18 protein-coding genes are annotated in these 19,787 nt (G+C 45.4%); 4 read left to right on the top strand and 14 right to left on the bottom strand.

Going from position 1 to position 19,787, the window contains the following annotated elements:
- Window positions 1–70 precede the first annotated feature (70 nt).
- From QUB70_RS15620 to QUB70_RS15630, 3 genes are all read right to left on the bottom strand, one after another.
- Entirely contained in the window at window positions 71–460 is a 390-nt protein-coding gene (locus tag QUB70_RS15620) for a hypothetical protein (RefSeq protein ID WP_332981677.1), read from the bottom strand.
- Window positions 439–849 (bottom strand): HEPN domain-containing protein, encoded by a 411-nt coding sequence (locus tag QUB70_RS15625; protein WP_332981679.1) that lies wholly within the window; start codon window positions 847–849, stop codon window positions 439–441. The genes QUB70_RS15620 and QUB70_RS15625 overlap by 22 nt, the downstream gene beginning before the upstream one ends.
- Before the next feature lie 64 nt (window positions 850–913).
- A complete protein-coding gene (locus QUB70_RS15630) occupies window positions 914–2,332 on the bottom strand; it encodes an NB-ARC domain-containing protein (protein ID WP_332981682.1) in 1,419 nt (472 codons plus the stop codon).
- 215 nt (window positions 2,333–2,547) lie between these two features.
- On the opposite strand from QUB70_RS15630, the gene QUB70_RS15635 reads away from it, so the two are divergent.
- A complete protein-coding gene (locus tag QUB70_RS15635; RefSeq protein ID WP_332981683.1) occupies window positions 2,548–4,167 on the top strand; it encodes a hypothetical protein in 1,620 nt (539 codons plus the stop codon).
- 221 nt (window positions 4,168–4,388) lie between these two features.
- Here the strand turns inward: QUB70_RS15635 and QUB70_RS15640 are convergent, their stop codons facing one another.
- The 10 genes from QUB70_RS15640 to cysC all read right to left on the bottom strand — a co-directional run bounded on the left by QUB70_RS15640 (window position 4,389) and on the right by cysC (window position 15,462).
- Window positions 4,389–4,628 (bottom strand): DUF2283 domain-containing protein, encoded by a 240-nt coding sequence (locus QUB70_RS15640; protein ID WP_332981686.1) that lies wholly within the window; start codon window positions 4,626–4,628, stop codon window positions 4,389–4,391.
- The gene (locus QUB70_RS15645) at window positions 4,613–4,942 is read right to left on the bottom strand and encodes a hypothetical protein (RefSeq protein WP_332981687.1); all 330 of its coding nucleotides are present in this window, start codon (window positions 4,940–4,942) and stop codon (window positions 4,613–4,615) included. Before QUB70_RS15645 ends, QUB70_RS15640 begins: the two co-directional genes overlap by 16 nt.
- A gap of 481 nt (window positions 4,943–5,423) precedes the next feature.
- Window positions 5,424–5,822, bottom strand: a complete 399-nt coding sequence (locus QUB70_RS15650) for a hypothetical protein (protein ID WP_332981688.1) — start codon at window positions 5,820–5,822, stop codon at window positions 5,424–5,426.
- A 139-nt stretch (window positions 5,823–5,961) separates the two neighbouring features.
- Window positions 5,962–6,303 carry a hypothetical protein gene (locus tag QUB70_RS15655; RefSeq protein WP_332981691.1) on the bottom strand — a complete coding sequence of 114 codons (342 nt, stop codon included), beginning with the start codon at window positions 6,301–6,303 and terminating at the stop codon, window positions 5,962–5,964.
- Window positions 6,278–6,910 (bottom strand): Panacea domain-containing protein, encoded by a 633-nt coding sequence (locus QUB70_RS15660; RefSeq protein WP_332981694.1) that lies wholly within the window; start codon window positions 6,908–6,910, stop codon window positions 6,278–6,280. Before QUB70_RS15660 ends, QUB70_RS15655 begins: the two co-directional genes overlap by 26 nt.
- Window positions 6,911–7,036: 126 nt before the next feature.
- Complete coding sequence (locus QUB70_RS15665) at window positions 7,037–8,674, bottom strand: acetolactate synthase large subunit (protein ID WP_332981696.1); 1,638 nt, start codon at window positions 8,672–8,674, stop codon at window positions 7,037–7,039.
- A gap of 163 nt (window positions 8,675–8,837) precedes the next feature.
- Entirely contained in the window at window positions 8,838–10,205 is a 1,368-nt protein-coding gene (locus QUB70_RS15670) for an NAD-dependent succinate-semialdehyde dehydrogenase (protein WP_332981698.1), read from the bottom strand.
- A 646-nt stretch (window positions 10,206–10,851) separates the two neighbouring features.
- Window positions 10,852–13,179 carry a GumC family protein gene (locus tag QUB70_RS15675; RefSeq protein WP_332981700.1) on the bottom strand — a complete coding sequence of 776 codons (2,328 nt, stop codon included), beginning with the start codon at window positions 13,177–13,179 and terminating at the stop codon, window positions 10,852–10,854.
- A gap of 143 nt (window positions 13,180–13,322) precedes the next feature.
- Window positions 13,323–14,900 carry an SLBB domain-containing protein gene (locus QUB70_RS15680; protein WP_332981702.1) on the bottom strand — a complete coding sequence of 526 codons (1,578 nt, stop codon included), beginning with the start codon at window positions 14,898–14,900 and terminating at the stop codon, window positions 13,323–13,325.
- A 37-nt stretch (window positions 14,901–14,937) separates the two neighbouring features.
- Window positions 14,938–15,462, bottom strand: coding sequence for an adenylyl-sulfate kinase (gene cysC, locus QUB70_RS15685; protein WP_332981704.1), 525 nt, complete (start codon window positions 15,460–15,462; stop codon window positions 14,938–14,940).
- 251 nt (window positions 15,463–15,713) lie between these two features.
- Here cysC and QUB70_RS15690 point away from each other — a divergent pair, with 251 nt between their 5' ends.
- Together QUB70_RS15690 and patX are read left to right on the top strand one after the other, a co-directional pair.
- On the top strand, window positions 15,714–17,516 hold the full coding sequence (locus tag QUB70_RS15690; RefSeq protein ID WP_332981706.1) for an FAD-dependent oxidoreductase: 1,803 nt from the start codon (window positions 15,714–15,716) through the stop codon (window positions 17,514–17,516).
- Between the two features lie 96 nt (window positions 17,517–17,612).
- Window positions 17,613–17,840, top strand: a complete 228-nt coding sequence (gene patX, locus QUB70_RS15695; protein ID WP_332981708.1) for a heterocyst-inhibiting protein PatX — start codon at window positions 17,613–17,615, stop codon at window positions 17,838–17,840.
- Window positions 17,841–18,644: 804 nt separating this feature from the next.
- Here patX and QUB70_RS15700 read toward each other — a convergent pair.
- On the bottom strand, window positions 18,645–18,857 hold the full coding sequence (locus tag QUB70_RS15700) for a hypothetical protein (RefSeq protein WP_332981737.1): 213 nt from the start codon (window positions 18,855–18,857) through the stop codon (window positions 18,645–18,647).
- On the opposite strand from QUB70_RS15700, the gene hetR reads away from it, so the two are divergent.
- Window positions 18,829–19,731: a heterocyst differentiation master regulator HetR gene (gene hetR / locus QUB70_RS15705; protein ID WP_332981735.1), complete on the top strand. Its 903-nt coding sequence runs from the start codon at window positions 18,829–18,831 to the stop codon at window positions 19,729–19,731. The two genes, QUB70_RS15700 and hetR, sit on opposite strands and share 29 nt — an antisense overlap.
- Window positions 19,732–19,787 lie beyond the last annotated feature (56 nt).

Raw genomic sequence — 19,787 nt, forward strand, 5'->3', positions numbered from 1 at the left:
AACAAAGTCCGCCTGCGCGGACTAATAAAAGCGATCGCACCTATTTTAACCTATTTGATTCCCGTTCAACTCACTTGATTTGATAAATGTAAGCATCTTCGATCCACGTCTGATTAATCCGATTATTTGTCAATCTTCTGCCAGATAAGTCTAAATTCCACTTTTGCTGTTCCTGACGTAAGCCCTCAATTAAGTCATGTTTTGGGCTGACTGCTACAAGTGCTGTCCAATCGATTTTCAATTCAGGTTTAACTTCGCGAAAGACTGACAGAATTTCCCCATAAGTTTTAAGAGGCCCTTCGCTATCGTACAGAGGTGAGGTGAGCATCAGCCGCCATGTTTCTGGTTCTGGTGCGTAGTTCCAGAGAGCAGAGTCAACTGATATATTTGCTGCATTTAGAGCGTCTATTAGTCTTTGACCTTCTGCTATTTCGTGACTTAATAATGTTGCTGTAGCCATTGTAAAACTCCGTGAGTGGGGTCAGTAATTGCTAAGTATATATCCAGGGCTTTTTGTTGGCTATGTGTTTGATAGCGGCTTTCTTCTGACCAATCTTTGACCATAGACCATCGAGATGAAAAATTAGGATCTTTTAGGATATCCTTGAATTGTGTATCAAGTTTCGCAACTTTAACCAGCTTTTCCAAATCGTGGGTGTAACTGTCCATAACAGTTTTCTTGTCAGGGAAATCAAATTCCTGAGTTTGCTTGGCAATGCAAGCCTTTAAAGCGCATTCAATGACATAACCGCTGAGGTAGTAAGCACCTGAGTATTGATGATTGTTGAGCAGCACTTCTACTTCTTCAAGTCTAGTGAGTGCTAGGTTCTGTAAATCCAGCCTATTCAAAAGTTTAGCAGACCTCCATAAAATTTGACTATTTTAGCTCTAGTTTAGCGGATTGATAAGCTTATCAGTTTTTGTTCCTGCTTTGGTTTGTTATATACTCTCTGATTACTGGCTCGATCGTAAAGTGCGATCGCCCGTTTTGTTTTACTGTTTCAACTAATGACCGTCGTCCTAAAGATTGCATAACTTTCAAGAGTTCTGGCGGTGATAGTTGCAGGTTTTCTGGTATTTTTGAGATGTCGGCTGGTTCGGGGGTATTGGCTAGCCACGCGATCGCCTGTTGTTCGGATGCGGTTAGGCGATCGCACTGCTGGTGCAGCAGAGATTCTAAGTCTCCTAAGAATAGGGTATCATAGGAGAGGAATTCGGAAACGCTACCGCCGAATAAGTCTTGAATCATAGTTGCCACTATATTTAACCATAGGGGATTGCCTCGGTAAAGGTCGATTAGTTCTGACCATTTCTCCGGTTCTCCTAAAGCTTTTTCTCTGAATATTTCTTGTGCTTCCGGGCCTAAACCGTTGAGTTGCAGGGATTTGCAGGGGCGGTTTTCGCCTTCTAATGCGGCGATTTCTCTGGGTTTTTCCCAACTCAGGAGGATTAAGCAACTGTTGTGGGATGATTCTGTTAGTTGTTTGAAGAATGCGCCGTAATTTTCATATCCTGGTTGATAAGTTCCTGCAAGTTGTCCGCTGCTGAAAAGGGTTTGGATATCATCGAGGATGATGAGACAGCGGTGCGATCGTAAATATTCTAGTAGGGGCAATCCCGCTGCGGTTGCCCTTTCTTCGGGATAGGGGGCGGGCACGGGGGCATCCCCTCTACAGAATTTAATTAAGTCGGTTTGGAGTGATGCCAGCGGTGGAGAGTTGCGGAGACTTCGCCAGATGATGCGATCGAATTCCTGTTGAATTTGTGGGATTAGTTGGAGAGTAAGGGCGGTTTTGCCAATGCCGGATAAGCCGTATATGGTGATGAGGCGGGTGCGGTTTTCCAAAATCCACTGTTTGAGGGTGGTGAGTTCGGATGTGCGGTTATAGAATAGGTTGGGTTCTGGTGCGTCGCCTAAGTCTAAATGTACTTTAGGTTCGCAATTGCTTGTTTTTTCGTTAAATTTATCCTTGTCTTGCGGTTCAGGTTGTGAGACTTCTGGGGAGTGCACATTTTCAGCGGAGATGTTGCCAATATGGATGCAGCCATTCCCGACGAGTGAGACATTCCCAACTCGTAAATTTTCCAGTTTAGCTCTAAAATTGGCTTTACATAATTGCTCATCATCTAATGCAGTTGAGAGAATTTTCCACAATTTGAAGCCAACTTCTTTAACATATTTTTCTGAACGGTGGTGTTCCTGGGCAATTTCTTTATATTTTTGATTGTCCCAAGCGCCGCGCAGTATAGCTTTTTGCAGACTATCTAAGTGTTTTCCTGTAGTAGTTAAAGCTAGATGGTCTGTAAATTTTAAGGCTTCTTCAACGTCCATCAGTCACGCATATGCAAGGGGTTGACCTGATTGTAACCCAACTAAATATGACTTTTTTAGTAGCAACCAACTAAATGTGACTTTTTATGACCTAGTTGGGATAGAAAAAACTACTAAATATGACTTTATATGGCTTGAAAATTTTTGGCAATTAGGAAATAATTTATACTTAAAGCAGAAAATGTTAGGCTCAGCGCTAGTTGTATCTACCTGTTATGACACAACCGAATATTCTGGAACTCGCGAAACAGGGAGATGCAAAGGCGATCGCGCTTCTGCTGAACCGCCAGCTACAAGGCAAGGGCATCACCGCCGCAGCTTCCCTTAAGGATGGTTGTTTACAGGTGATGCTGGAAGCGACCGAAGCGCCTAGTCAGCAAGTCTTGGCCCCGTGGGTGAGTAAGTCGATCGCTGGTTTGGGGGCTGCATCGATTGAGAAAGTGAAGGTTTACGGGCGACAGACGGGCGCGAAGGTGCCGGCGTGGAGTCAAGAGTTTGAAGTGGCGGGGCAAAAGTTGCCTGTTACGGATGTTACAGAGGTGCGGGCAAGTTCTAGTGAAAATACGGAGTCAAATCAGCTTAGTTTGAAGGAACGGGCTAAGCTTGGGGATGTGGAGGCGATCGCATCTCTGTTAAATCTGCCGTTGCAAAATAAGGGAATTAGTGCGACTGCGAGTTTGCAAGATGGTTGTTTACAGGTGATGCTGGAGGGCGAGCGGGTTCCCGATGAGGAGGTTTCTATCAGGATTGTCCGCAGGGAGTTGACGAATTTGAAGGCGGGGGCGATCATCGCATCTGTGAAGGTTTATGGGCAGCAGGCGGGTGAGGATTTGCCGGCGTGGAATCAAGAGTTTGAGATAGTAGCACAAGCGCAGACCATACAACAAAATAATAATGTTAAATTAAACAATCACCATAACACCATTGGAGATTTTAACATAGTAAGGGCAATATTCCTTGCTTTTTTTATGATATTTATGTTCCTTGTGTTCATAAATAATTGGTTGTTGGCCATTATTATATTGATTTTAGGTGGTTATGTTGTGACAAAATTGCCAGGGCAACCTCTTGCCAACTTTCAATCTATAGGGAAATTGCTCGGCTCTAATGATTTAGTGAAAGAAGCAAAATCAAAGTTTAATATCACAACTGAGAGTTCTACCACTATTAAACAAAAAAAAGTCACTCAATCCACACAAAAATTGATAGCAGATGGTTTTCAAGAAATAGCAAGGAACGGAGACTTAGGTGCGGTTGCTATCTTGATTCAACAATCTCTTGCTGCTTATGAAGTTCATGTAGATGCTGAAATGCAGTATGGCGTAATGCTCTGGTTAAAGCTGAAGTCTGACATAACTTTAGATTCCCAAACCTGCTTAAATGTGGTTGCGAGAATACTAAATAACATTCAATTACAAAAATTTGTTTTGGTGAGAATTTCTCAAGTTAATTCCAAGAATCCTAAAAAGCAAGCTTGGAACAAATATTTGGTTTTCAAAGAAGGGCAGTTCATTGATAACACGAAAGCAGTCAATCAGATGACTGGTGCTTTTGGTGCAGCAGTTGTTGTTGTATTACTCTTCGTGTCGGTTATGTACAAACCTACTTCTACTACTTCACCCTCAGTTGTTTCTTCTTCCTCAACTTCTGGCTCAACAGCCCCTCGAACTTTTCTTGGTAAAAGTAAAACAGGATATGAGCTTTGGGCTTATAAAAACTGTGTCTATGTCAAAGGACTTACGGAAGGTGATTTAGCGCGTCTCAATACTGATATATCGGGTTTCAAAGATGCAGTCAAAGCAGAGACTGGCTATAAATGCGTTCTGTTTGAGTAGGATAAATAACCAGTTATCTTGGATTTTCAGTTGATACTGCTGTCTTTATGGAAACCCGATCGCCCTTCCTTTCCCAATTTGTCAAAAAGCGCGTGAAGCGAAGCTATCCCGTAGGGAATCGCCCCTCGCCTGTGTTTTTCAAAAAAGCCACGAAAATCCCAAGCCTTCGTGCCGTTTCGGTTGAGAATGCACTATTTTAGACCGACCTAATCCATTCTTTTTTAAACCTTCTGACTCAAGTGCAACTCACCCACAATCGGTAATTCAAATACATTACTCTCTCGCAACCGCTTTGAGAAAAACATAACTTCCAGATTTTCAATTTCTTCCGTGTCAGGATTGAGACGAGCCACAATTCCATATTCTAGTTCTTGCGATTCTTGTTCTGCATAAGGTGAACATTTATTGACGTACAAAATATCCCCAATAGCATCGTATTTAAAAGTTAGTTTTTCTGCCATATTATCTCTCCTTGGGTAACATTTTTGGTTAAGTAAGCTGTCACGATCCAATAGCGCTCTCTGGGAACTGTATCATTCACAACAGCTACTACAACATACCTACTCTTGCGACCCTTACCAGACTGCTGTGAAAATAGAAGAGTATTGCCGAAACGTAAATCACATCGAACCTCATCTGGGTCAGCTAGAGTTTTAGCAATTCTTTCCTGATAAGATGGTAGCAAATCGGGATGTGTATCGACAATATGTAGTTCTCGCTCTTCAGTGAGTTCAACCTCGCTATCGAGATATGGACAGAAAAATTGTGTTGTCACATTCCTCCATTCTTGCCAGTCCTAGTTACCTAACTTTTAGATTACCATAATTACCTGACAAGTTTAGCGATCGCCCTTCCTTTCCCAACTTATCCCAAAGCGCGATCGCCTTTACTCAGGCAAAGTTAAAATAGTTGTAGCCTCAGCCAAGAGTTTACACTTGACTTTATTATTTTCCCCCTCAATAAGACAATGAGCTGGATTATCCTGCAAGGGATCGTGGCGGATAATGAAACCTAAAGAACGGGCATATCCTGCTACCAACACACCCACTTTTGTAGTGTCAGGATTTCTCGCACCAGCTAAAATTTCCTGCGGAGTTGTTAGCCTCGCCAACTCAACTGAGATACTGTTATCAGGTTTTCCTCTAACCTGGAAGCAACTGATTTTACAGTACCCTCCTCATAAAGATGTACATTAGGAATTCGACGATAAAGAATATCATTGTCTGCAATTTCTTCTAGCATTATCTCATCCTGACTTATGGAATCAATAGCTGAGACAACACATTCAGGACTTCAGATAATGATACCTCGTTTTTCTCCTCAAACGTTCTCTCGCTTCCTTCACCCTTGATTAGCAAATAGCTGAAACTCATATCAGGCTTAATTTCCACTTCTAGATTGCCGTGTGGGCTTCGCCATTCCAGTTGTAGGCTACCATTAGCAATTGGTGCTGCATCATAGGGTAAAATTAGATCGCCAACTAAAGGCGAAAGAGAGTATTTGATATGAATAAGCAACTGACAGGCTTTTACAAAAGCAACGGGCGAAACGGGCAATGCACCATAAGAATCCCAGTCAGGTTCCAGTTTGGTAAGTTGCGTCAAACGCTCTAATATTGAATCTAAGGAAACATCAGTTAATATTGCTTGAGACATGGCTTTTATAAGAAAAATATAAAATATTATAGCATAGTTATTGCTGACAATATCCCTATTATTTGGAAATCAGTGCTTACTTATAAAGATTATGATTCGGATCTAGCCAAACAATATAAAATATATCCTCAATAAAAAATCAATGCACTCGACCGTGTTCGTTAGTTGAAAGAGAAAACTGATAAGGAATTGTTACCAATTCTTTTTCATTCGGGATGCCAAATCCATTCGGTTCTGTTGTTTCTCGCCACTTAATCGGATGACAGCGAAGAGATTGACTGCGATTCATCTTGATCTCTTGTGCCGTTAATGTCGATAAATCGCGCAATCTTTCCAAAAAAACGGTAAAATAATTCGGCTCGCGATCGCAAATTGAAAATTTTTCATTCTGGGTTTGCAGGTACTTGAAGGAAAACCCCAAGCCTTCGGGCGGTTTCGGTTGAGAAGGGACAATTTTAGACTGAGGTTTCTTCTTTGACACGGGCCGAATAATATTTTTTCATCGATTCTTGAGAAATAATGGCATGACAAGATTCGTCTCTCGGCAAATCCCCTCTCGCTTCCAGCCAAGGCATTTCACTGCAAATCATTCGTTCCAAAGTTTCATCATCATACTCAAAATATGCCTCAGCAACTTCTTCGATAAATTGCCGAATTTTTTGGGGAAGTTTCGGTTGTTCGATTTTCTCTGCAATTGGTTCCCAGCTAAATTGGCATTGATACTTCTCTAATAAATCAGGAATAACCGGCCCGTGAATCCAGGCTTGAAAATCTGCATCAAAGAGTGGCTTACCGTAAACTCCTAAATGCCAAGCTTGAGCGTAATACATTAGTTTTTGTAGCTTGTAGACGTTGATTGCTACATCAGTTTGCGCTGCCAACCAAATGAAAGCATTTGCAATATCTCGATCGTTCAATTTGTCCGAATTAGCTGGAACCGCGACAACTTTCAGTTGACCTTCGCCTATCTGTTCCAAGAGTTCAGAAACTGACAAGTTAAATTCTCCGGCTATTTGCTCAACTCTTTCCCAGACTGGAGAACTTACAGTTATTTGATATCCATTTGTTATTGAGTTAGCTTGAGTCATGGCAGTCCTTAAAGCTGACTTAAATAATTGTAGCAAACAGTAATGTTCTTGTGGGGCGGGAACTCCGGCCCGCCCCTACTGGATTTCTGCTGATTTAGCCGGACATGATATTAACCGTTTCCTAACTTACATATTGCAGCTCAGATCCCCAGATAATTGACTGAAACGCGCATTTTCCCGGTAGTCTACCGGACAGTCAATCACGCAGGGGACATCTTGAGCAAGGGCTTCTTTCAGAATCGGAATTAAATCCGTTGCAGCTTCCACGCGATAGCCTTTTAAACCCATACTTTCGGCAAATTTTACAAAGTCTGGATTGCCAAATTTGATGAAATCTGAATGACCAAAATAATCTTGCTGCTTCCATTCAATTAACCCGTAACCGCCGTCATTAAAGATGAGAGTAACAAAATTAGTACCGACTCGCAAAGCAGTTTCTAACTCTTGGCAATTCATCATAAAACCGCCGTCTCCGGTGGCTGCTACTACTTTGCGATCGGGATAAACGAGTTTTGCAGCCACCGCACCCGGAATCGCAATTCCCATCGCCGCAAATCCGTTGGAAATCAAACAGGTATTCGGGCGATCGCAGTGATAGTGCCGCGCGATCCACATTTTGTGAGCTCCCACATCAGATATCACAATATCTTCCGGGCCCATGACTTGCCGCAAATCGTAAATGAGTTTTTGCGGCTTGATCGGGAAACCGTCGTCGGCTGCATATTGTTCGTACCCCGCGCGGATATCCGCCCGCAATTGCTTAGCAAAAGGGTCTGTTTTCTCCATGCGATCGGCACGCTGCAAAATTTCATTTAGTGAATCAGAAATATCCCCCACAACTTCTACAGTAGGAATATAACTGCTGTCAATTTCTGCGGGCAGAGCTCCAATGTGAATAATCGGAATTTTGCCGTCAGGATTCCACTTTTTCGGGGAATATTCAATCAAATCATAGCCAACTGCAATCACTAAATCCGTTTCTTCAAAAGCACAGCTAATGTAATCCCGTTTTTGCAATCCCGTCGTCCAAAGTGCCAAAGGATGAGTGTAAGGAATTACGCCTTTCCCCATGAAAGTATTAGCTACGGGAATATTTAATCGAGTAGCAAATTCTGTCAAAGCATCGCTGGCGTTAGCCCTAATAGTGCCATTTCCTACTAGAAGCAAAGGACTTTTTGCCTTGGAAATTGCGACAGCAGCTTTATTAAGACTTTGGTAAGCACCAAAAGTTTTTTCGCGGTTGTCTTTGGTGAGCGGATTTCCTTCCACAGGCATTGCTGCGATGTTTTCTGGCAAGTCAATGTGAACTGCCCCCGGCTTTTCGCTTTGAGCTACTTTAAAAGCTTTGCGGACAATTTCTGCCGTCGTACTGGGTCGGACAATTTGAGCATTCCACTTAGTAACTGGCGCAAACATGGCGACCAAATCTAAATATTGGTGCGATTCTATGTGCATTCTATCTGTGCCGACTTGTCCGGTAATTGCTACTAGAGGAGCGCCGTCTAAGTTAGCGTCAGCAACGCCTGTCATTAAGTTAGTTGCGCCGGGCCCCAAGGTAGACAAGCAAACGCCGGCTTTGCCTGTGAGGCGGCCGTAAACGTCGGCCATGAAGGCTGCGCCTTGTTCGTGGCGAGTAGTAATAAATTTAATTGAAGAGTTTCTCAGGGCTTCTAGAACTTCGAGATTTTCTTCTCCGGGAAGTCCGAAGACGTATTCGACGCCTTCATTTTCTAAACATTTGACCAGTAGTTGAGCTGTGTTCATTTCCATTTTTTTCTCGATTAATGGGGATTTGTTCTCTTTTTCAACAGCTCGCAAAAATACTAATTTTGATTTTTTAACCGATGATTCACGGGCGGGACGCCCCTGCCACAATCAATACAGATTATTAATTGAGATTTTTTCGAGCTGTTGATAGAGTGGGATATTATTTTACCCACACTGTTTTAATGTTAACAAATTCGTGGATTCCTTGGATGCTCAATTCGCGTCCGTAACCGGAGCGTTTGATGCCGCCGAAGGGTAATTTCGGATCTGATTTTACTAAACCGTTGATGAATACGGCGCCGGCTTCTAGTTCGGAAATCAACCGATCGCTCTCTGAGTTTACCGCAGTCCAAGCTGTCGCTGCTAAGCCAAAGGATGTACTGTTGGCGAGGGCGATCGCCTCATCGATGCCTGCAACCCGGAATACTAAAGCTACTGGCCCGAAAAATTCTTCTTGACGCGCCGCAGCATCCGGGGGAATGTCTGCCAGAATAGTTGGCAAGTAGAAGTTACCGCCATTCTCTGACAATGGGCGGCCGCCTGTCAAAAGTTTGGCTCCCGATTGGATGCAAGCTTGCACTTGATTGTCCAATTCTTTGAGAATTGTGGGGGTAGCCAAAGGGCCGATATCGGTTTCGGGCAACATCGGATCGCCTACTTTTAATTGCTCGAATTTTTCCACAAATCCTTTGATGAATTCGTCCGCGATTTCTTCTGCTAAAATAAAGCGTTTGGCAGCGACGCAAGATTGACCGTTATTCAGCATCCGCGATGTGACAGCAGTTGATAAAGCTGCTGGTAAATCGGCGCTGGACATGACAATAAATGGGTCGCTTCCTCCCAATTCCAGTACAACTTTTTTCAAATTTTTGCCCGCATTTGCTGCCAAACTTTCACCCGCTGATTCGCTACCGGTGAGAGTTGCTGCTTTGATGCGATCGTCCGCAACTATATTAGCTACCTTGTCGGCTCCCACTAACAATGTCTGAAAAACACCTTCGGGAAAGCCAGCTTCCGCGAAAATTTCTTCGATTTTCAAAGCACACTGCGGTACGTTGGAAGCGTGTTTGAGCAAGCCGACATTGCCCGCCATCAGCGCCGGCGCCGCAAACCGGAAAACTTGCCAAAATGGGAAATTCCAGGGCATGACGGCCAAAATAGCGCCCAGCGGTTGGTAGCGGACAAAGCTGCTGCTAGCGTCGGTGGTTGCCGGCACGTCTGCCATAAATTGAGCAGCATTTTTCGCGTAGTAGCGGCAAACTAAGGCGCATTTTTCCACTTCGGCGATCGCCGATTTGAGCGTTTTGCCCATTTCCAAGGTTATCATTTCAGCGTAAATTTCGCGATCGCGCTCCAAGAGGTCCGCAGTTGTCTGCATCCACAGAGCTCGCTGCTCAAAGGGCAGGTAGCGGTATTTGTTAAAAGCTTGCTGTGCTAATTCCAGCTTAGCTTCTATTGCCTCATCCGCGATCGGATCGAAAGTTTTCAGAGTTTCTCCCGTTGCCGGGTTGATAGTAGCAATAGCCATTGTTTCATCTCCTGCATGATAAATACAAAACTCCCTGCTAGTTTTCAAGCTAGGTGGGGAGTTGTATCAAAGTATTACAAAATGGGAACTTGCCAGCCACGTTTTCAGGTCTTGCCAATTTGCAAGTGTCAGATTTGTTTAAATCTCTCTACTTTTAATTATAGTCCAGAATCTCGATCGCAAATCTTAAGAAAATTCGTCTTTCGGATATTTTGTACCATTCTCGCTTAACAGGCTTTCGGGCCTGTTCCACAAAAGTTAAATGTTCTTGTGGGGCGTCCCGCCCGCCCCTGAAAGCTTTATTCACAATTAATGGTGCAAGAGGGATGAAATATCTTGTGGGGTGTCCCCCCGCCTTGCATTCTCAACCACAAAAACCGTAGGGTGCGTCGCCATCAAAAATCCTCAAAAAAAGCGAAAATCTCGCAGCGACGCACCTTACTAAATATTTGTGCGCGTAAACTCTGCCGTCTCAACCACAAAAACCGTAGGGTGCGTCGCCATCAAAAATCCTCAAAAAAAGCGAAAATCTCGCAGCGACGCACCTTGCAAGAATTAGGCATAAGGTGCGTCGCCATCAAAAATCCCAAAAAAGAGCGAAAATCTCGCAGCGACGCACCCTACGATAATTAACTATTCCTCTCCCTCAAACCGATTTTTCCTCAATGTAATTCTGCACGTAAGACTGATAGTAATACCTGCTGCCTTTATCGTTATTCGCCACCATTCCCAACAGCGGAATCCCCGCCATTTTCAAATCTTCAAAAGCCAACAACAGCGCCTCCCGCTCAGTTTGATTCAGCCCCACTACCAACATCAATCCGTTAGTGTGAGCCGCCAACAAATTCGCATCCGCCAAACCCAAAAGCGGCGCAGTATCGTAAATAACCAAGTCAAAATGACTTGACAAAGCTGCCATTAAATGCTGCATCTTTCTGGAAGAAAGCACCTTTGTGGGATCGGGAGGAACCGGGCCGGAAGTTAACACAAACAAATTTTCATCGCGGGGCGATCGCAAAATCAACTGTTTCACATCCACATCATCCGCGATCGCATTGTGCAAGCCTTGCCAGTTTGGCAAACCCAGCATTTCGTGCACCTGCGGGCGTCGCAAATCCGCATCCACCAACAGCACTTGCTGGCCCATTGCAGCCGCCGCCCGCGCCAGATTTACCGCCACAGTAGACTTACCGTCAGCTACTTGACAAGAAGTAATTACACAAGAATTGATCGGACTATCAACATTGAGTAAGCGAATATTAGCATTGAGCGATCGAAAAGCTTCTTGAAAAGCATCCGTCGGCATCGGCGAACTTGCCACATCCACCGAACTTGTCTCAGCAGGAGGAAGCCTCAAAATTTTATCGCTAGCAGGAATTACCCCCAACAAAGGCAGCCGAATCGAATGTTTCACATCCTCTGGAGTGTGGAAAACCGTTTTATTCTTAAACCTTTCCGCCAACTGCGCCGCCAGCATACCGAACAGCAAACCAGCCAATCCCCCCAAAGCCAAATTCAAAGGCATAATCGGAGCAACAGCCATCAACTCGCCATTTTTGTAGCGCGGAATTTCCGGGTTAGCAATAACTTCCCAAGCCACCTCTTTTTTACCCACAGCTTCAAGCTGCAAAGCTTGCTGTTTGGCCAGCAAACTATTCAGCGTATTGTCAGTCAACTCCGCCTCGCGTTGCAAATCCCCATAGCGCCGCAAAATTACCGGGAATCCTTGAGAATATTCACTCAACTGCTTTGCAGCTTGTTCCAAAACTTGATTCCGCACTCCCAAAACTTGAATAGAATTAGCAGTACCGATAAACTGTTCAATTAACTTAATCCGCACCGGATCTTGAAAAGCCAGCACTTGCGAATTTACCTTAGCTAAATCAGTTCCCAAAACTTGTTGGGCTTCTGTTTTCAACAAAGGAATCAGGTTTTTGCGCTGTTCTCGCAACAGTTGCAGTTGAGGACTTTGGTCTGTATACGTAGCCGAATTAATCGCAACTTGCCCTTCTAATTGCTGCAATTGAGTCAGCATTGCTTGATAGCGGGGAGCTTGACTCAAAGCCGAGGCCATCAGCGCTTGTTGCTGGTTCAATCCGAGCTGATTTTGCAGGTTAGAATAGAGGAATCTCTGCTGGTTGAGCTGCGTTTGCGCGTCCAATCTTTGCGCTTGAAGTTGGCTGATTTGCTGCGCGAGTTGTTGGGTTTGAATTTGCGGGTCGATGAAATTGTACTGCTGCCGCAACTTTTGAATTTCTGTTTGCAGAGCTTGTTGGCGTTTTTGCTGGTTGGGAATTTGCGATTTCACAAAATCCAGACTCTGGCTAATTTGAGTTCTGGTATCTTGCACGCTGTAGTTGCGGTAGCCTAGCGCCACTTTTTCCAAAACAAACTGAATTTTTTTCGGATCATAATCCCGATATTTAACTTCGATAATCTTGGTATTCTTAAAGCGATTAATTGACAGCCTGGTTTGCTGGGAAAACGGCAGATAATCTGCTTTTTGGTTCAAAAGATAGTTGTAATTAATTTCCGAATATTTCGCCTGCAACTGTTTGATAATCGGCGACATTACTTGCGGGCTTTGCAAAACTTGAATTTGCGATTCGTAGTCAAAGCCGGTACTTTCTGGCGTCGCGGGGGCTGCGGGTTGCAGTTTCAGCTCGCCGGAGTAGACTTTCGCTAAAGTATTTTGCGTCACAGCGGGTTCTACTAATAATTGAAAGCGCCCTTCGTACTCGCTTTTTTGATTCAGCGTCCAGGCGAAAACCCCCGTGGTCACTGCCGCTGCTACGCCGATGACTAAGATGGAGCGACTGCGGCAAACTTCCCAAAAACTTAACTCTTCTTCTTCTGTTTTGTCCCTGTATAAAAATTGATCTTCTTCATACAGTACAGAAGATATGTTTTGCTGCCCAGCGGCTTTTTTAGTGTTATTAAACAGTGCTAATTGAGATTTTTTCCCTGGTTTCATTTGATTTCTACAACTTATTAGTTTAAACATCTGTACGGCTGGCGCAGTTTCACAAACCGGGTTTCTGACTAAATATTTCGTCACCAAACCGAAATTATTGCTAGAAACTGGGTTGATGATGCCTTCGCGCTAGTCTATTCACATCACCGAAAAATATCGAACAACCGAAATATTCCTAACAGCGGGCTTAAAGGAGCGAGAGTCCCGCCTACATTATCCGAGAACGCAGCGCGGCCCGATCGCCTTACCATAATTACATCATTATTTTGCAGTTTGGGATTAGTTTCCTCATTGGCTGTTGCGGAAAAATTAACCTTAACAGTTAGCCGCGAAACAGTGCCGTTAGGATTGAGGCGAATTAAATCCACCGAATCCATTTCGGCCCGCCCTTTATTAAACCCTCCCGCTGCTACTAGCGCTTGATTTAAAGTAGTGTTGGGCAAGAGCGCAAAAGCTCCCGGTTTCACGACTTCTCCCACAAGACTTACCTTAATCGTATCCGGTGAAAAATTAGAATTAGCCACTTGTGAGCCTTCGGCTGCATCGAGATTTTCGGCTTTGGGAACGATTACCGTATCTCCCTGTTGCAGCGCTAAATCTTGGGATACATCTCCCCCTTCCAAAAGTTGCCACAAATTCACATTAATAATTTGTTCTGTACCCGCCCGCGTCAGGCGGCGAACTTGTATTTGTCTGATATCAGCTACGGGCGTAATGCCGCCCGCCATTTTAATTGCCCTCGTTACAGTTTGCTGCAAAACAGTTTCCCCGCCGTTTGTTTCCCTAGCAGCAAACAAACCAGAATCTGCACCCATTTCATTCTCTTGTACCCTACTTTGAACATCTCTTGCCAGAGTATAAGTACCGGGACGACTTACTTCGCCCACCACAGCAATATTAATTGGTTGAGTGCTTTGTCCGGTAATATTAGCTACTGCTAAAGTCGGTGCTTCTTGGCGGTTGAGGCTAGTTACAGTAGGAATAAATATAGTATCGCCGTCGCGCAAAGTCATATCAGCCCGCAAATCGCCGTTTTGCAATAATTCCCACAAATCCACACTAATAATTTGTTCCGGTGCGTTGCGCTGGGGGCGGCGGATTTTGATTTGCCGCACGTCTGCTGACTGGGTAATTCCGCCGGCCATTCGCAGAGCCCGCGATATCGTTGGCATTTGAGTTCCCATTTGCTCTGCTGTGCCTCCGGGGCCTGCTGCTGAGGATATTGTATAGGCTCCGGGGCGGTTGATTTCGCCCGCGATCGCAATTTGCAAAGGACGCGGCGCCAGCAGTTTTAGCGTAATCCAAGGACGTTTGAGGTATTTGCCGTATCGCTCTTTCACAACATTAGAAGCTTGTTCTAAGGTCATTCCTGCCACCGAAAGGCTGCCAATTAACGGCAAACTCAAGGAACCGTCGGCCTGTATTTGGTGTTGACCGTTGGGCCCGCTGTATTCCGGGACGTTGAAAATGTCCATTTGAATGCGATCGCCCGCGCCCAAAGTGTAAACTTCCGATCGTACACTCGAAGGTGCACTTGCCGGAAATCCCGGAAATCCAGGTACTGGTACGGGAACCGGAGAACCCGAAGCAGGAGGAGGAGGAGGAGGCAAAAACTGAGCCGCCGCCGGAGATGAACCCACCGCCGCCAGCACTGACACTGTTAAACAGTTGACAATTAAACCTTTGACAGTATTGAGTTTTGAATAGTTTTTCACCACCATCGATTTTTGCCCCTATCCTGTTCCAACCCCGCCAACCTCAAATGTAACCCAACTCTTCTAACTTCCTCAGAACTTTTTTAACACTCTCTTCCACACTTTCTCGCTCTGTGTAACAAATAATCTCAGGATTGAGCGGTTCTTCATAAGGATCGTCAATTCCCGTAAAACCCTTAATTTCTCCTGCTCTCGCCTTAGCGTACAGCCCTTTGACATCGCGACCTTCGCACACTTCTAACGGCGCTGTGACATATACCTCAACAAAATTTGGCTCGATTGCTCTAATTTCGTCGCGAATTGATCTGTAGGGGCTAATAGCTGCCGTAATTGCCACAACTCCATTGCGGCTGAGTAGGTTCGCTACAAATCCAATCCGCCGAATATTAGTATCTCGGTCTTCTTGGCTAAATCCCAAACCTTTTGACAAGTTGGTGCGAACGACATCTCCATCCAATATTTCAACTTTGCAACCTCTTGCCTTCAATTCGGGTTCGAGAGCTTTGGTGATAGTTGTCTTGCCGGAACCGCTCAGCCCGGTGAACCACAAAATAAAACCTTTTTCCATTTTCAATTGCTTGGTTAGTAGTGAATAGTGGGGAAATTACGCGACGTATTATTTTACTGTCGCGGTTCCCCATTTTCTGATTCTTTTTGATTTGAGATGCAATTTTACAACAATAGTCCTGGACACAAAAACCAAAGAAACCGGGTTTTTTTGAGTTTTACGGACTGTAACGAAGTATTATCGGAAAAAACCCGGTTTCTGACCACCTGTGTGTAAGTTCTAAGAATCTTAAATCTGCAATGGTATTCCCCATGTCTGCAACCTTAAAAGCAGATGTTTTGGTAGTCGGTGGTGGCACTGGCGGCACCGCTGCGGCCGTGCAAGCAGCCCGCCGAGGTGCCAAAACTATTTTAGTCAGCGAATTCCCCTGGCTGGGAGGAATGCTGACGGCTGCCGGCGTTTGTGCCCCCGATGGCAACGAATTAGCAGCTTTTCAAACCGGTTTGTGGGGCGCGTTTCTCCGGGAACTCCAGCAGCGACAGCCGGGAGGTTTGGATTGGGGCTGGGTCAGTTTTTTTACTTACGATCCCCGCACCGGTGCTGAAATTTTTGCTGATTGGGTTAAATGTTTGCCGAACTTGCAGTGGATTTCTGGACAAACAGCTCAAGATGTGCTACTGGAAGGATCTCGCATTTCAGGCGTCCGGTTTGCCGATTTTACGGTGGCGGCCAAAATCACTTTGGATGCAACGGAATTGGGAGATTTGCTGGCTTTAGCGGAGGTTGGGCACCGCTGGGGTTGGGAATTCCAAGCCGAGTGGGGAGAACCCAGCGCGCCGATCGCTCCCAATGATCTCACAGAGCGCTATTCGGTGCAAGCTCCGACTTGGGTGGCAATTATGCAGGATTTTGGTAACGGTGCTGTGGCGCCTAAAATTCCCGCGCCGCCTGTTGACAATCCCGATCGATTTATCGGTGCTTGGGACGGTTACACTCCCGAACAATTTCTCAGTTACGGCCGACTTCCGGGGGGATTGCTAATGATTAATTGGCCGATTCGAGGTAATGATTATGGTGAAGGGGTCGATCGACTAATTAAATCTGAAGCATCTCGACAAGAATTCCTCCAAGAAAGTCTGTGGCACAGTCAAAGTTTCGCCCGCTGCATTCAAACGCAACTCGGCCGCCGCTACGGCCTAGCAGAGAATATTTTCCCGATTTCAACGATCGAAAATCAACAAAATTCTTCCCTTCTTCCTTCCTTTGCCTTACATCCTTACTACCGAGAAAGTCGCCGCTTGCGAGGGATAAGTACAGTCACAGAACAAGATATTTTGCCTGTTGTCGGCGGAAAAGTCGCGAAGTTGCCGATAAATTCGGAGGGCATTTGTGAAACAATTGCGATCGGCAACTATGCCAACGACCACCACTATCCCAGTGGCGACATTCCCTTGCAGCCCAAATCGATCCGCTGGGGCGGCCGCTGGACGGGAACTCCGTTTACCATTCCTTACAGCGCGCTAATTCCTGCGAGTGCAGACGGTTTGCTAGTCTGCGAAAAAAATATTTCTGTCTCTCACATCGCCAACGGTGCAACTCGCTTGCAACCGACGGTAATGAACATCGGACAGGCGGCGGGGATGGCGGCGGCTTTGTGCGCGGAATCTGGATGTCAGCCGCGGGATTTGCCGGTCAGAGTTTTGCAGGAAGCTTTGCTGCAAGATTCCGAGGCGAGTGCGGCGGTTATTCCTTTATTTAATTTGACACGGGGGCGATCGGACTGGCTCGATCGGCAGCGCTATTATCTCGATCGACCTCAAGCATATCCCGCAAGCGGCGAATGTCAGAAGTCAGTAGAAAAACAAAGCAGTAAAACAGCAAATACCCACAGCGAGTTTGCGGGCATTTTCCGCCGCCTCGGCGCACAAGACTGGACAATAACGCTGACAAGTCCCGCATCCCTAGCCGGCCAAACTTGGCAACTCGTGACTTTGGACTGGGAAACCGACAGATTTTTACAGAGTTGCGAAACCGAAAAGCCTCTTACAGTAAGGGGCAGACTGAATTTTGCCGGTGCTTGGCTGCTGGCGGGATCGGTAAAATTGAAGGGGTGAGGTTTTTTGCACAGATCCGAAAATTGGCCAGAAATCTATCCTGATCGATCGGGGCAAGTCCGTATCAGGTAATAGACACTGACACGGATACTACCCATGCAAACCTACACTGCAATTGCTTTACTGAGCCTGTTGGGCATTACCTTGAGTGCCAGCGCTGCTAAAGCTTTTGAATCTCCAGTTCAAATGCTCGAAACTGCCACCGCCCAATATATGTTGTCAGCCCAAACTCAACAAAAGGGCGAGCGCGGTCCTGAGAGGGGCAGCGGACGCAGGAGTTTTTCAGAGCCTAATGTTTACACTCATCCCCTACAAGATTTCTAATCGCACTCGACGCCGGCGAGTGTCGCAACTGACTTGGTTCGGGCTGTTGATTTCGATCTATCAAACTGATTTTCTGGGATTCTAGTTTTTCGGGTTTAAAAAAGTAGCCTAAAAATCAAGACAAGTCTTGATTTTTCAGACTTTGACGAAAGCAAGCAATAATCGTTATAAACTGGAGAAACGCTTGATTAGTGCGGGAAGAATAAAGCTGACTGGGCGTAAAAACCACAGAAACACACTCTTGCTCAAACTAATCCTCAAATAACCAAATATTCCAAGTCCTCGGCTAATCCGGGCAGTCTCTAACTGGGAAGATTAGGCCAATCTGAGCAATCAGGAAGCTTATAGCACTTAGTCTAGGCTAAACATAAACTGCTAAGTTTGATTTACAGATTTCTGTAAGTTTTTAGAAGCGGTTAAACGGCAACTGCAATAATTTGGTTGACAATCTTTCGGAGATTTTTTGTGTGTGATATATGTTAGCATATAAACCGGGAACCGCCATCTACCTAGAGATAGACTCTAGTATGTGGCGGTTTTGTCTTGAAAACGCTTCGGCTCTCCCCAAATTCCCCTCTCCCCCTCGAACATAACAGATAATCTTTCGCTTCGAGCAAAGCCGATCGGCTTGGCTCGCCTCAAATTCCTCCGATCGCAATACTTATTTACATTTGACCCCCCACAGGTGGGGTTTAATTTTCAACGGCTGCACTATAATAAACCTGCGATAACTAACTTATATATTAGGTAAACGCTGAGTGCAGAGGGTGCAGCACTCGACTTAAATTCGCCAATAAGAAGCACTTATTCGGTGTCGATCGCCTTTAAGCCAATGCCCCATCGATCGATCGGGAAATTAACTCCCCTAAATATTAGGGTAGCTGGCAAGCTTTCGGGCGACCGTCGGCTATGCTTGATTCGGCGCTCTCGCAATAATTTAATGGAGGACGACAAGATGCCTCCCAGTTTGGCTATTTCGGGGATAGTGATGAAAAATGACTCTTTGGATCTGGTCAAAAGCCTCAGCCCTAGTGCAATGGATCAGATCATGCTATATCTGGCGTTTAGCGCCATGAGAACCAGTGGGCACAGGCACGGGGCGTTTCTAGACGCGGCCGCAACGGCGGCTAAGTGTGCTATTTATATGACCTATATGGAGCAGGACAAAAACCTGCGGATGACCGGACACTTGCATCACATCGAGCCTAAACGGGTGAAGGTGATTGTCGAGGAAGTCCGGGAAGCTCTGACTCAGGGAAAATTGCTGAAAATGCTGGGTTCCCAGGAACCTAGATATTTAATTCAGTTTCCTTATGTCTGGCTGGAACAGTATGCTTGGCTTCCGGGGCGCCCTCGCATTCCTGGAAACAGCTTGACTGCGGATGAAAAAAAATATCTCGAAGGCAAGATACCTCCTAATCCGCCTGACGCTCAACTGATCAATTCTTTTCAGTTTATGGAGTTGATCGAGTTTCTGCACAGGCGATCGCAAGAAGATATGTCTCCAGAAAGGCGAATGCCTTTGAGCGAAGCTTTAGCAGAACACATCAAGCGGCGCTTGATCTATTCGGGAACAGTTACTCGTATTGATTCTCCTTGGGGAATGCCGTTTTATGCCCTCAGCCGCGCTACTTACTCTCCGGCAGAGCAGGAAGAGCGAACATTTACTATGGTGGAGGATACGGCTAGATATTTCCGGCTGATGCAAGATTGGGCCCAAAAACAACCGAAGGTGATGCGAGTTATGGAGACTTTAGATATTCCGCCGGAACGGCTCGACCAAGCTGTTGAGGAATTAGATGAAATTATTCGCAATTGGGCCGATCGCTATCACAAGCGGGGCGAACCGACAATGATTGTACAAATGGTTTTTGGGCCGCAAGAGGATTAGTCATTAGTTATTAGTCATTAGTCATTAGACCTCTTGCAAAAATAACTAGGACGGGC

Origin of the sequence: Microcoleus sp. A003_D6, assembly GCF_036702825.1 — a bacterium.
Classification (GTDB): Bacteria; Cyanobacteriota; Cyanobacteriia; order Cyanobacteriales; family Microcoleaceae; genus Microcoleus.

Excerpts from the sequence above, each read along its gene's own strand:
- QUB70_RS15620 (WP_332981677.1), bottom strand. The coding sequence starts at position 460 with ATGGCTACAGCAACATTATTAAGTCACGAAATAGCAGAAGGTCAAAGA.
- QUB70_RS15630 (WP_332981682.1), bottom strand. The coding sequence starts at position 2,332 with ATGGACGTTGAAGAAGCCTTAAAATTTACAGACCATCTAGCTTTAACT.
- QUB70_RS15635 (WP_332981683.1), top strand. The coding sequence starts at position 2,548 with ATGACACAACCGAATATTCTGGAACTCGCGAAACAGGGAGATGCAAAG.
- QUB70_RS15640 (WP_332981686.1), bottom strand. The coding sequence starts at position 4,628 with ATGGCAGAAAAACTAACTTTTAAATACGATGCTATTGGGGATATTTTG.
- QUB70_RS15650 (WP_332981688.1), bottom strand. The coding sequence starts at position 5,822 with ATGTCTCAAGCAATATTAACTGATGTTTCCTTAGATTCAATATTAGAG.
- QUB70_RS15660 (WP_332981694.1), bottom strand. The coding sequence starts at position 6,910 with ATGACTCAAGCTAACTCAATAACAAATGGATATCAAATAACTGTAAGT.
- QUB70_RS15665 (WP_332981696.1), bottom strand. The coding sequence starts at position 8,674 with ATGAACACAGCTCAACTACTGGTCAAATGTTTAGAAAATGAAGGCGTC.
- QUB70_RS15670 (WP_332981698.1), bottom strand. The coding sequence starts at position 10,205 with ATGGCTATTGCTACTATCAACCCGGCAACGGGAGAAACTCTGAAAACT.
- QUB70_RS15675 (WP_332981700.1), bottom strand. The coding sequence starts at position 13,179 with ATGAAACCAGGGAAAAAATCTCAATTAGCACTGTTTAATAACACTAAA.
- QUB70_RS15680 (WP_332981702.1), bottom strand. The coding sequence starts at position 14,900 with ATGGTGGTGAAAAACTATTCAAAACTCAATACTGTCAAAGGTTTAATT.
- cysC (WP_332981704.1), bottom strand. The coding sequence starts at position 15,462 with ATGGAAAAAGGTTTTATTTTGTGGTTCACCGGGCTGAGCGGTTCCGGC.
- QUB70_RS15690 (WP_332981706.1), top strand. The coding sequence starts at position 15,714 with ATGTCTGCAACCTTAAAAGCAGATGTTTTGGTAGTCGGTGGTGGCACT.
- patX (WP_332981708.1), top strand. The coding sequence starts at position 17,613 with ATGCAAACCTACACTGCAATTGCTTTACTGAGCCTGTTGGGCATTACC.
- hetR (WP_332981735.1), top strand. The coding sequence starts at position 18,829 with ATGAAAAATGACTCTTTGGATCTGGTCAAAAGCCTCAGCCCTAGTGCA.